The 12,461-nt window shown below is 60.9% G+C and carries 12 protein-coding genes; 3 read left to right on the forward strand and 9 right to left on the reverse strand.

Annotated elements, in window-relative coordinates:
* Positions 1-97: 97 nt before the first annotated feature.
* The 7 genes from EDE08_RS22920 to EDE08_RS22950 all read right to left on the reverse strand — a co-directional run bounded on the left by EDE08_RS22920 (position 98) and on the right by EDE08_RS22950 (position 5,028).
* A complete protein-coding gene (locus EDE08_RS22920) occupies positions 98-298 on the reverse strand; it encodes a hypothetical protein (RefSeq protein WP_131871330.1) in 201 nt (66 codons plus the stop codon).
* 165 nt (positions 299-463) lie between these two features.
* Positions 464-856: a hypothetical protein gene (locus EDE08_RS22925; RefSeq protein WP_131871329.1), complete on the reverse strand. Its 393-nt coding sequence runs from the start codon at positions 854-856 to the stop codon at positions 464-466.
* Between the two features lie 58 nt (positions 857-914).
* Entirely contained in the window at positions 915-1,334 is a 420-nt protein-coding gene (locus EDE08_RS22930) for a Rap1a/Tai family immunity protein (RefSeq protein WP_131871328.1), read from the reverse strand.
* A 686-nt stretch (positions 1,335-2,020) separates the two neighbouring features.
* Positions 2,021-2,719, reverse strand: a complete 699-nt coding sequence (locus EDE08_RS22935; RefSeq protein ID WP_131871327.1) for a hypothetical protein — start codon at positions 2,717-2,719, stop codon at positions 2,021-2,023.
* A gap of 88 nt (positions 2,720-2,807) precedes the next feature.
* Positions 2,808-3,008: a hypothetical protein gene (locus EDE08_RS22940; protein ID WP_131871326.1), complete on the reverse strand. Its 201-nt coding sequence runs from the start codon at positions 3,006-3,008 to the stop codon at positions 2,808-2,810.
* A 197-nt stretch (positions 3,009-3,205) separates the two neighbouring features.
* The gene (locus EDE08_RS22945) at positions 3,206-3,790 is read right to left on the reverse strand and encodes a protein-S-isoprenylcysteine O-methyltransferase (protein WP_131871325.1); all 585 of its coding nucleotides are present in this window, start codon (positions 3,788-3,790) and stop codon (positions 3,206-3,208) included.
* Positions 3,791-3,795: 5 nt separating this feature from the next.
* On the reverse strand, positions 3,796-5,028 hold the full coding sequence (locus EDE08_RS22950; protein WP_131871324.1) for a hypothetical protein: 1,233 nt from the start codon (positions 5,026-5,028) through the stop codon (positions 3,796-3,798).
* Positions 5,029-5,225: 197 nt separating this feature from the next.
* On the opposite strand from EDE08_RS22950, the gene EDE08_RS22955 reads away from it, so the two are divergent.
* The 3 genes from EDE08_RS22955 (at position 5,226) to EDE08_RS22965 (ending at position 8,852) form a co-directional block, all read left to right on the forward strand.
* Positions 5,226-5,936 (forward strand): SGNH/GDSL hydrolase family protein, encoded by a 711-nt coding sequence (locus tag EDE08_RS22955; protein ID WP_245524865.1) that lies wholly within the window; start codon positions 5,226-5,228, stop codon positions 5,934-5,936.
* An 810-nt stretch (positions 5,937-6,746) separates the two neighbouring features.
* Positions 6,747-7,835 (forward strand): recombinase RecA, encoded by a 1,089-nt coding sequence (recA, locus tag EDE08_RS22960; RefSeq protein ID WP_131871322.1) that lies wholly within the window; start codon positions 6,747-6,749, stop codon positions 7,833-7,835.
* 99 nt (positions 7,836-7,934) lie between these two features.
* On the forward strand, positions 7,935-8,852 hold the full coding sequence (locus EDE08_RS22965; protein ID WP_245524866.1) for a hypothetical protein: 918 nt from the start codon (positions 7,935-7,937) through the stop codon (positions 8,850-8,852).
* 204 nt (positions 8,853-9,056) lie between these two features.
* Here EDE08_RS22965 and gcvP read toward each other — a convergent pair whose 3' ends face one another.
* Together gcvP and gcvH are read right to left on the reverse strand one after the other, a co-directional pair.
* Positions 9,057-11,924 (reverse strand): aminomethyl-transferring glycine dehydrogenase, encoded by a 2,868-nt coding sequence (gene gcvP / locus EDE08_RS22970; RefSeq protein ID WP_165936146.1) that lies wholly within the window; start codon positions 11,922-11,924, stop codon positions 9,057-9,059.
* A gap of 162 nt (positions 11,925-12,086) precedes the next feature.
* Positions 12,087-12,455 (reverse strand): glycine cleavage system protein GcvH, encoded by a 369-nt coding sequence (gene gcvH, locus EDE08_RS22975; protein WP_061882977.1) that lies wholly within the window; start codon positions 12,453-12,455, stop codon positions 12,087-12,089.
* Positions 12,456-12,461: the final 6 nt, after the last annotated feature.

Raw genomic sequence — 12,461 nt, forward strand, 5'->3', positions numbered from 1 at the left:
GGTTCGGTGCCGCAGGATTGCGGAAACATGACGGCGCACCGGCCGCGCCCTTGATGCGCGGCAGCCTTCGCTCCCGAAGAGCAACACCGATTGCCGGCTATTTCGGTGGTTGAAGCCCGGGTGATTTGACCCAGTCGTGCAGATGATTGGCGACGTCGGCCTGGCGGGCCTTCTTCAGGAGGGCATCTCGCTCGGCCCCCGGTGGAAGCCTGGCGGCCTGTTGCTGGACCTGCTTCACCCATGCGGAAAGCCGGTCCTGGAGGGTCAGCTGTTGCTTGAAACGTCGCCGCTTGAACATGGCGTTCTCATATCCATGCGAGGAAGGCGGGAGCGCCATCGGCGTCACCGATAGTGCCCGGGGATCCGCGCGGTGATGATCCATTAGGATCCATAAACGGATCCGCGTCTGTTCAGTTGTGCGCACAAGGCGCATTGGGAAGCCGAAATGAATCTCGGAACTCCGTCAATACGGCTCCGGCCGCTCTCGAAGAGGATGATCGTTCACTCTGCGGCGCATTCGGTGACAGAAGCTCTCGACGAACCGGGCAGGCGATTCGAAATTGACGAGCAGCCTTTCGGCCTGCACCCAATCGTCCGAACCAGGGGCGAATGAATCCATCAATCGCCTTTGCCGGTCGGCGGGCGCACGGCATGTTTCAGCCCTGCCTTCGACGAATGCGAGTTGAGCGCAATCTCGGCCAAGCTTGTCTTCTTCCTCGATCGGCTGCTTTTGCACCCTGCGTACCTCGCGACCAGAACGGTTGTTCCAGGCGCGCTTCGCTTGCTGATAAGGCGTTGAGTGCTGGTTGTGGAGGTGTGCACTGCGGTTCAGTTCGCGCACCTCAACGGTGTGCATTGCCTGACGTGAACGTCGCAGACCGTAAGGCCAGCATCACTGGCCGCAGATACGCGTTCTATTTGGTTTTCTTGGGGGCACGCTTCTTCGGTCCATTTCCGGTGGAGGACCCGGCATCGTCCCCATGGCAGGGCCAGGCATCTCTGAATGCTTCGATGGCGACGGTGATCCCCGGCTCACTCGCTCGATCCGGATTGTTATCAAGATACCCCAGAAAAACCTTGGCACTTTGCAAGGGGCTGCCTTGCGCGGGGGGGCATGCACGCACGTTGGCTGGCAGATTTGGTGAAAAGAGCATCGCAGTCTCGATCATTCCCTCACATACGCCGGCGGATCGAGCTTCGTCCTGATTGCGGAACGAGTTCTGAACGAGCAGTTCGCAAGACTTTTGCGCGTCGGTTGCTTTATCGACAACCGTGGCGCTGGCCTTCCCGATGACCGCTAGGATTAGGCCGGCAACGATAACATGAACCCGCATCCGCGTCCCCCGAACAGCGGCGCGATAGCTTACTGCATTCAGTATGCCGCAATAGAGTGGCCGCCCGCGCCGTTCCAGGCGGCTCAGACGGCTTAGCTCAAAAAAGCCGTCTGATCCACCGCGCTCAATACGAGCGACGTGAACTCAGCTCTTCCATTTCCACAAAGCCGAAAGAGCGCTCGTCGACTTGACAACACGCAGCTTTACGCGCCGTGACCGCCGCAAAGGTCGGCTACGCCGCAATCATGATCGCAGATCAACAAGCGTGCTGATGATACAGGTCCGATCCGGCGCGGAGTGCGTCTATTATCCGGCCGTGTACGCGACGTGCACAGGTCGATTGATGTTGATGCTCGGCCTCGACGCAGAACCATTGCCTAAGCGGTGAATTTCGCCTGCGACGACAAGTTCTGCGAACCTTCCTCAACTACGCCAAGGAGGACTTCATCCTCAGAACGGTTTCCAACAAGAGCTTAGCCATGGCCATGTGGAGGTCGAACTGCCTGGCTGCGCAGCGCCCCGGACGTTCTCATGATCTCCCGGCCTATTCATCAAACAAGCGAGGCAGCGCACGAATGTTGGTCGTATCGAACCGCATCCTCAAAGAAACAAGCTCGCTTGAATTTCTTGAAGACCTCACCCCTATCCTGGCGCAAGGGAAACCGGATGAACGCGGCCCGAGGATTCTAGCCTCGACCCGATTCAAGCTGCACCGTTTTTCGCCCCCCGTTCAGCTCTCTGAGTTTGTTGACGTATTCCTCAGGCTTTAGCAGATGAAACGGAGCGTTGAGGCCCATGAAAGTCGCTATGCGGCCGAGGAAAGCAGTGCAGTTGGTCGTTGCTGCGTTCCACACTGGCGAAGTCTCCTGCAGGTGCTTGATATGAGCAAAGACCTTCTTGGCATCGGCCTCATTCAAATAAACGCGATAGCTGGCCGTCAGATATTGCTCGTCAAGATCACCATAGCTCGCACCCGTCTCAGAGGGGACAAATATGAGGTGTCCCAGGAGGTAGGGTATCTCGTCGCCGGCCGGAGCCAGACCAGCGACCTCGACCTGCTTTTCGCTCGTCTTTCCGTACCACACGAATGCATGACCGTACGTTGCTGCCGTTCGGGCACGAAAATCAACGTAGTAGGGGCCCGTGACGGCAGCTCTTCGAACTGGCTTTACATCTGATGTGGTCGGCCGGGCTCCCGGCGCAGCAGCCATGCTCTGCGCATACTTCGTCGCCGAACTGGGGAGAGCGTCCCGTTGCTGCTGGTCGGTACGCGCCACGAGTGGTTGCGCGCTACTGATCCCGGTCCCCAAGCCCACAAAGGCCGCCAGCATGGCGGCCCTTGCAAACAGCTCCAGACCCGGATATTTCCGAATCACTCCCGCCATCTACGAATCCTCTTGGATCCAAGATCCGATGCCACAGGTAGCCTGCGACCCCAGACGAACGCCGCTGGCGTACGAATAGATAGTCAGATCAACCCTTGGTCACCAATGGGGCCGGGGCGGCAACCGGATATTTGCCCACCGGGCTCTTACCCACGGGATATTTGCCGATCGGAGCTTTGCCAACCGGTGCGGGGGCGGCGGCAACCGGTTGAGGCCGTGGCAGGTCGGCAGCAACTGCGGTTCCCACGAAGGCCAGCGAAGCAATTCCAAGTACAACGAATTTCAACATCGGATATCTCCATTTGTTCGGGGAGCGATTGGAATTCACCTGGTACGCATAGAAATAACCCGACACTCGCCACGACTCCAACGGGAGTCCGCGGCTCCGACAGCTTTTTCTACCGTATGTTGCGGAAATGGCACGCAAATTGAGGCGCCTGGTTCCAAATCACTCTCGTGGGCACAACAGACGTGCCCTAACCTACCTCAGAGTATCCGCGGGAAGACCCGGCCGGTTCGCGCCATATACTCGCGGTAGCTGTCGCCAAACGTCTGCAGCATCATTCGCTCTTCCCTTGCAACGCGGCCAAAGAACAAAACCCCGAAGCCGGCAACGCCTGCAAAACCGGCGATCCAATTCGGCAGCAGCAATGCCTGGGCGATCGCCCACAGCCAAAATGCCGAATACATCGGGTGTCGAACTCTCCGGTAAATCCCTTCCGTCACGAGTTCATGGTTCTCCCGCACGTCGAGACTTATCGACCAGTTCCGGCCGAGTGCACGGTGAGTCAGGTGAAACACGCCCAAAGCCGCAATCGCAAAGAGAGACCCCAGCCAAGCCAGCGAGGGATAGAAGCTGTGATCTGCGAAACGAGGTATTCCCGTCGCCACGTAGACGAGCGGAACAAGTCCAAGGCCCGAAAGAGATATTAGCAGGAGCGCGGTTTCCAGGGGGCCGCGAGCGCTCCGCACAATCCTCGCACGGCGGGAGCGTCGCGCGTACTTATAGCGTATGAGGTACCAGCCGATCGCCAATGCAACGAAGATGATTTTCGAAGTGGTGGGCGTCATTTGAACTAGGCTGCCGCGCCCGGAATACCTGGCAGTTCGCTTCCTGATTGCGGCGCGCCTGCAATAAGTCCTCCGTCGTCAGCTATCATCGAAACGGCGCCATCCGGCGCGAGCGTCTGGGATTGGGCTGAAACAGGTCCGCAAGTCAACATGAAGTAGTCATACGATGCTCGCTTATCATTTCCGCTGACAAACTGGCAGTGCAAGCGGAAGTAGTCGAAGCGGATCCGTCGATACATGTCGTCGTCAAGCATTCGACTAAGTCTCACGATCCTGACGATCGCCTCGTTTTCTGTCGACAATCCCATTTCGGCCATCGGCCGGCTTTTGTAAAAATTCAACAGGTCGATGAGGGCCTGATAATCGCCCCAGAAGATCGCGCGTGAATTGGCGACGCGTTCCATAGCCGCACGAAAGCGAGTTGCCTTAGGGTGCATGCCGATCTTGAGTATGGATGATCCAACGCTCAAGAATGTCACGGGAGTTTTGTTCCAATCGAGCGCAGGGTCCAGCCTCAAGGCGCGATCAAGTAGGTCAACGGCAAGTACCGCGCCAAGACTGTGCCCTATGACCAAAATCTCGTCTGCGGCAGAGCTGCTCGCCGCGGCCACGAGCTCGGCGGCCAATCTGTCCAGTCTCTGCTCAATTTCCGTATTTCCGCATCGAATATACTCGCGAGAAAAAATCCAATCATCGAACAGGGCGCCCAGGCGGAGCCAGTGCCACGGGCCGGCCAAAACGGCTACGATTCCGCAGAAGCCGCCACCGGCAGCGATAGGAATGGATCCAGTGATCTTGAATGCAACTGCGCCAATCAAAAAGGCGGCAGCGATGAGCAGTCCGAACATGACCAATGGATAGAGAAAGAACAGTGCATAGCGCCAGTTGGTCAGCAAGTACCGCCAAAGAGTGCCGGTCAAAACGAAATCCAGAAACGCAAGAGTCCCGAAGGAAATGCGTGAGACGATGCTTCGACGCCCGAAGGCCTCAATTACGTCGTGCCATCGGACCAGACGGTAATCGGTTTCGACGAGCCAATCGGGGCCGGCTGTCGTCACATTCCATCGTATCTGGTCGGCGGTATCATGCAAATCGTCAACGGTCGCTTTCACTGACCAGGTGCGTTGGAACCTCGCAATTTCGCGCACAAAGCGTCGTTGCGCGCTGGGATGCGACGTGATTGGATCATAACCGCCGATATGGAATACCAACCGTTTCGCTACAGGCTTGCCGGACATTGTCTCATCTCCGGACTCATGCGTGCTGCTCGCTCCCCACGCGTCAATTGCCCTGCAATCAAAAACAGACGTTTGAAGCCAAGGGTTGTCAAGAGAGAATCGACCGGTTATTGGGGGACATGGGTCGATTTGTTCTGCCATGCATAAGCCGAACCGCTCGAACGATAGCGTCGATCGCTGCTGCCGTGATTGTCGGTTTGTCCAGCACAGCGCCCTCTCGAGCGCAGGACGAGGCATCATCCGGCGAGAGATGCCTTGCTGCAAATCTGGATGTTTCGCTGGGCGCACAACTGCCCCGCACAGCGGCGCGTTTGAGATCTGGTGAGCCGCTAAGGATTGTCGCGATCGGATCATCGTCGACGGTGGGGCTCTGGGTATTTCGGTCCGCGGCCACGTATCCGCAGGTGATGCGCCGAGAACTCTCGAGGCTTAGATCCAAAGCAACGATCGAGGTCATCAACAGCGGTCGAGTCGGCGATACGATACCGAACAACATCGCGCGGTTCGAGCGTGACGTTTTCGCGCACACTCCCGATCTCGTTATCTGGCAATTGGGTACTAATGACGTCGCCTGGGGTGGCCGGCCGGACCAAGGGCTCAAAAGAAGCGTTCTTGAAGGGGTAAGGGCACTTAAGGCGGGGTCTGCCGATGTCGTGCTGATGGATCTGCAATATGCACCTCAGGTGCTCGCTTCCGCGAGCTACTCAACGATGGAGGGCATCATCGCCGATGTCGCGAAGCAGGAACGGGTCGGTCTATTCTCTCGTTTTGCGCTGATGCGTAACTCGATCAATGCCGGAGTTCCGCAAAGCGCGCTTGTGACGTGGGACGGATTGCACAACACCAGTGATGGTTATGATTGCATTGGACGAGCTCTTGCGCGAGCCATCTCAACGAGCGCGCGTTGAAAAGCTCTAGAACAGCGATTCGCATGCGGTGCGGTCTCGGATGACTTTGGGTACCGCCCAGGGACGGCGGTGCCGAGCGTATGGATGCACGCGAACGCGCGCGCAGACCAATTCTCTTCGGCAATTGCCGAGTCTCTCGAAGCGGTAACATCAATTCGCGCCGACGCTGTCAGGAGGTGCGCTCATACCCCATCATGCCGGCCAACTCATTGACCTGTTGTTGGTGCTTGTCGCCGCGTGGATGGCGCCGGCCACCATCTTTATTGTCTACGCCTATTTCGCACGTCTTAAGCATCCGGTCAGCGAATCGGTCTTTGGGCGTGTGGTCATCATATCCTTGTTCATCATAACCGCGTCGATCTGGCTCCCGATAGCTCTGACCGCCATAGTCCTGTCACTGATCGGTCATTTGTGGTTCCGCTTCAGGGGACAACCACGCAAGTAGCTAGACATTACCAGAGCCAACTGAGGCGGCCTTACTTCTTGGCAGTTTCGAACTTCGTTCGTGCCAAAGGTAGAACGCGGTTGGCCTTAGCCAAGCCGGGAGAGTTTTGACTTGGCGAGGCGATCAGCTGGGGCGTTGTAAAAAGCGCAAACGGGGTTTCTCCAGCCCTCCCAGCACCAAAAGTCCAATCTAGGACACTCCAAAATTCAACTTAGGACACTGGGAGTTAAATACGGACAGTCCTGATCTCCGCAAAAGAACATATTGCGAACCTGGAACAAATAGGGTACATTGCTTTTATCGCCGAGCTGCCTCGCCAATTGTTTGTCCCTCACGCGAATCCTCGCCATAAGGAGCACGACCCAATGTCCGCAACTGCCCTGCGTATCGTCGAAGGATCTTCCATGGACAAGAGTAAAGCTCTGGCCGCCGCGCTCTCGCAGATCGAGCGTCAGTTCGGCAAGGGCTCGGTGATGAAGCTCGGCAAGAACGACCGGTCCATGGACATCGAGGCGGTGTCCTCCGGCTCGCTCGGGCTCGACATCGCGCTCGGCATCGGCGGCCTGCCCAAGGGGCGCATCGTCGAGATCTACGGGCCGGAATCCTCGGGCAAGACTACGCTGGCGCTGCACACGGTGGCGGAAGCGCAGAAGAAGGGCGGCATCTGCGCCTTCATCGACGCCGAGCACGCGCTCGACCCGGTCTATGCCCGCAAGCTCGGGGTCAACATCGACGAGCTCCTGATCTCGCAGCCGGATACCGGCGAGCAGGCGCTGGAAATCTGCGACACGCTGGTGCGTTCGGGAGCGGTCGACGTGATGGTGATCGATTCGGTCGCGGCGCTGGTGCCGAAGGCCGAGCTCGAGGGCGAGATGGGCGATGCGCTGCCGGGTCTGCAGGCCCGCCTGATGAGCCAGGCGCTGCGCAAGCTGACGGCCTCCATCAACAAGTCCAACACCATGGTGATCTTCATCAACCAGATCCGCATGAAGATCGGTGTGATGTACGGCTCGCCCGAAACCACGACCGGCGGCAATGCGCTGAAATTCTACGCCTCCGTCCGCCTCGACATCCGCCGCATCGGTGCGATCAAGGAGCGCGACGAGGTGGTCGGCAACACAACGCGCGTCAAGGTGGTCAAGAACAAGCTGGCCCCGCCCTTCAAGCAGGTCGAGTTCGACATCATGTACGGCGAGGGCGTCTCCAAGATGGGCGAGATCCTCGATCTCGGCGTCAAGGCCGGAATCGTCGAGAAGTCCGGCGCCTGGTTCTCCTATGACAGCCAGCGCCTCGGCCAGGGCCGCGAGAATTCGAAGGCATTCCTGAAGGCCAACCCTGATATCACCGCCAAGATCGAGACCTCGATCCGCCAGAACTCCGGCCTGATCGCCGAGCAGATTCTCGCCGGCACGCCCGAGCGCGACGCCGACGGCGAGGAGCCGGCGGACGAGTAAGCCTTAACGCGGAAGTTTTTCGCGAGGAGCGGGCACTGAGGACGTTGAGTTGCCGACGTCTTCGGTGCCCGTTTCGTTTTGAGGGTGGGTGCGGCGGCAATGAAGCGTGTGATCCTGACCAGTTCGGCGGGCGTCGGTCTTGCTCTCGCCGATCGCGCCGACATGGTCGTCCCGTTCATCTATCGTTTCGTTTCGGGGCCGCTTCCCACGCCTCACCACCTCATCGATTATCTCGGCGCCAGGTGGCCGTCTCATGAAATGCACTGGTCGGATTGCGTCAGGGTCGATCAATCGCCCCTTCTCAGGCGCCAGGATCGGGCGGGTGGGTTGCTCTGGGTCTGCCAAACTTACGGGGTCGATTTCATCGAACTGTGGTTCGATCCTGAACCCAACAGTCAATTGCAGTTGATCTGGATCCTCGATTATTTGCGCTCCGAGCCGTCACTCACAGGAAGTTTGAGACTGCGACGCGTCGATTTCAATCTGCGCGAAGCAGATCCCTCGGAACTTCGTCATCGTGACGTTCGGCAGGTCGATATCGTGGAAAGCGATCTTGGGATCGCCAGCATGGTCTGGGAAGCTTACCGGGCCCCGACGCCCGAGCTTTGCGCCGGGCTGCTCGGCAGGCCGCTCGGCAAGCTGTCTTTCCTTAAGCCGGCCATGGAAGACCTGCTCGCAGAACTGCCGTCGCCGGCGACGGGACTGGGGGCGACTGAGACGCGGCTTCTCGAGCGGATTGCAAGCGGACACAATCGCACCGATGAGCTGTTTCGGCCGGGCGCTTTGGGAACGTGCATGTTCGATCAGTGGGAGCTGGGCGCGCTGCTCGAAGGACTCGCGTTCGGCCCGGCGCCAGCCGTTGCTGGTCTGGATAGCAAGCTGGCGACCCTCGATCCGGACAATGCGAGAGGCCGCAACGCCGCCTTTCGCCGCAGCCGGCTGTCGCTGACGGAGTTTGGCGAAGCGGTCCTGGCCGGCCGGGAAGATTTTCGCCGTCACAACCCGATCAAACGCTGATGGGGCGGCACTCTTCTCACCAATGAACGGCTGTGGCGGTGGGATGGCGAGCGCCGGTTGTTGATTGCGCCTTAGGTCGGCTTCGTAGGGTGGATCAGCCGAAGGCGTAATCCACCACTGTTCGTATCTGTGGAGACAGAAGAGGTGGGTTACGCCTCGCGGACTGCGCTTCGCGCGACCGCCCGCTAACCCACCCTACAAATCCTACTCCGCGGCTTCCGCGTAGTCGCTCACCGGCGGGCAGGAGCAAACCAGGTTGCGGTCGCCGTAGACATTGTCGACGCGGCCGACGGGGCACCAATACTTGTCGGTGCGCGAGACGCCGTCGGGGAAGCAGCCTTCGCTGCGGGTGTAGGCGCGCTTCCAATCGTCGTCGGCGATGTCGTGCACGGTGTGCGGGGCGTGGCGCAGGGGCGAGGCTGCGATCTCAAAGCGGCCGGCCTCGACCTCGCCGATCTCCTTCCGGATCGCGATCATGGCATCGCAGAAGCGATCCAGCTCGGCCTTGGATTCCGACTCGGTCGGCTCGATCATCAGCGTGCCCGGCACCGGGAAGCTCATGGTCGGGGCGTGGAAGCCGTAGTCGATCAGGCGCTTGGCGATGTCGTCGACGGTGACGCCCGAGGTCGTCTTCAGCGCGCGCGGATCGACGATGCATTCATGCGCGACGCGGCCCTTCTCGTTCTTGTAGAGCACCGGGAAGTGCGCATCGAGACGTGCTGCGATGTAGTTGGCGTTGAGGATCGCGATCTCGGTGGCGCGCTTCAGGCCGTCGCCGCCCATCATCAAAATGTAGATGTAGGAGATGGTCAGGATCGAGGCCGAGCCGAACGGCGCGGCCGAGACCGGACCGACCGGAGCGTCAGCATTCGTGGACGGATGACCCGGCAGGAACGGGGCGAGATGCGCCTTGACGCCGATCGGGCCCATGCCGGGGCCGCCACCGCCATGCGGAATGCAGAACGTCTTGTGCAGGTTGAGATGGCTGACGTCGGCGCCGTAATCGCCGGGCCTGGACAGGCCGACCTGCGCATTGAGGTTGGCGCCGTCCAAATACACCTGGCCGCCATGGCCGTGCACGATGTCGCAGATCTCGCGAATGTGCTCCTCGAACACGCCGTGGGTCGAGGGATAGGTGATCATGACCGCGGCGAGATCGTTCGCATGCTTCTCGGCCTTGGCGCGGAGGTCATTGACGTCAACGTCGCCGTTCTTCTCGCAGGCGACAACCACGACGTCCATGCCGACCATCGCGGCCGAAGCCGGATTGGTGCCGTGGGCGGAGGAGGGGATAAGGCAGATCTTGCGGTGGCTCTCGCCGCGCGATGCATGATAGCCGCGGATCGCGAGGAGCCCGGCATATTCGCCCTGCGCGCCCGAATTCGGCTGCAGCGAGATGGCGTCATAGCCGGTGATGTCGCACAGCCACCTCGAAAGCCGGGCGAACAGCGCGTGATAGCCGGCGGCCTGCTCGCGCGGCACGAACGGGTGCAGTGTCGCAAACTCCGGCCAGGTCAGCGGCATCATCTCGGTGGTCGCGTTCAGCTTCATGGTGCAGGATCCCAGCGGGATCATCGCGCGGTCGAGCGCGAGATCGCGATCGCTGAGCTTGCGCATGTAGCGCAGCATCTCGGTCTCCGAGCGATGCGCGTGGAAGACCGGATGGGTGAGGAACGGGGTGGTGCGCTTCAGCGTCTCCGGCAGCGCCTCGCGCGTCCCGGCGTCGATTTCGGCATAAGCGAAGGTACCACCGAAGGCGCGCCAGACCGCTTCCACCGTCGCAGGCGTCGTGGTCTCGTCGAGCGCGATGCGCAAGCCGGTGTCACCGATGCCGAGATTGATCTTCTCGGCCAAAGCGCGCGCGACGATCTCGGCGCGCCCGGCGCCGGCATCGACGCTGAGCGTGTCGAAGAAGTTGTCGGACTGCGGCGCAAAGCCGAGCTTGCGCAGGCCGCTCGCGAGCACGGCGGTGCGGCGGTGGACGCTGCGCGCGATCTGCGAGAGCCCCTCGGGGCCGTGATAGACCGCGTACATCGAGGCGATCACGGCGAGCAGCACCTGTGCGGTGCAGATGTTGGAAGTCGCCTTCTCTCGGCGGATGTGCTGCTCGCGGGTCTGCAGCGCGAGGCGGTAGGCAGGCATTCCGCGGGAATCGACGGAGAGGCCGACGATGCGGCCGGGCAGCGAACGCTTCAGCGCATCGCGCACCGCCATATAGGCCGCGTGCGGTCCGCCATAGCCCATCGGCACGCCGAAGCGCTGCGCTGAGCCGATCGCGATGTCGGCCCCGAGCTCGCCGGGCGAGGCCAGCAGCGTCAGCGCCAGCAGGTCAGCGGCAATGATCGCAAGCGCGCCCTTGGCCTTCAACGCTGCGATCGCGGGCCTGAGATCGCGCAACGCGCCGGATGAGCCCGGATATTGCAGCAACGCACCGAGCACGTCCCTCTCGGCGAGATCGGTGAGGGGATCGCCGACAATCAGGGTCCAGCCCAGCGGCTCGGCGCGGGTGCGCATCACCGCCAGCGTCTGCGGATGGACGTCCCTGTCGATGAAGAACGCTTTCGCCTTGACCTGCGAGTGCCGCTCCGCAAGCGCCATGGCTTCGGCGGCGGCGGTGGCTTCGTCGAGCAGCGAGGCGTTGGCGACGTCGAGCCCGGTGAGGTCGCAGATCATGGTCTGGAAGTTGAAAAGCGCCTCCAGCCGGCCCTGGCTGATCTCGGGCTGGTAGGGCGTATAGGCCGTGTACCAGGCCGGGTTCTCGAGGATGTTGCGCTGGATCACCGCGGGTAGGATCGTGCCGGAATAGCCTTGACCGATCAGCGAGGTGAAGACCTGGTTCTGGGCTGCGAGCTCGCCCATATGCGCGATCGCCTCGGTTTCGCTGAGCGGCTTGCCGAGATCGAGCGGAGCGGCCTGCCGGATCGAAGCCGGCAGCGTCTCCGCCATCAGCGCGTCGACGCTTTTCGCGTCGACGGCCTCTAACATTGCGGTGACGTCGCGCGCCGAGGGGCCGATGTGGCGGCGGACGAAACTTGCGGCGGTGTCGCCGTTGGTCTTGCGGTGCGCGGTCATCATGGGTCCTCGCTTTAGATTTGGCTGTCGGTGTCATGCCCCGCGAAGGCGGGGCATCCAGTACTCACCAGCAGCGCGGATTGAACCGAGAGGCCGCGGCGTACTGGATCACCCGCCTTCGCGGGTGATGACACTGAGTATGAGGCGGCTGTCCTCGTCATCTCACGCCGTATGGGCCTTGTAGGCGGCTTCATCCATGAGGCTGCCGAGTTCGCTCTTGTCTGCCATCTTGATCTTGAAGAACCAGGCCGCGCCCTGCGCATCCGAGTTCACCAGCGCCGGTTCGGCGGCGAGCGCCTCGTTGGCCTCGAGCACTTCGCCCGTAACAGGCGCGTAGACGTCGGAGGCGGCTTTCACCGATTCCACGACCGCGGCGGCTTCAGCCTTCTTCAAGCTGCGGCCGACCTTGGGCAGTTCGACGAACACGACGTCGCCGAGCTGCTGCTGGGCGTAATCGGTGATGCCGACGGTGGCGACGTCGCCGTCGATCGCGAGCCATTCATGGTCGGAGGTGTACAGCGTCGTGGTCATTGTCTT

The organism is Bradyrhizobium sp. R2.2-H (assembly GCF_004346455.1).
GTDB lineage: Bacteria > Pseudomonadota > Alphaproteobacteria > Rhizobiales > Xanthobacteraceae > Bradyrhizobium > Bradyrhizobium diversitatis.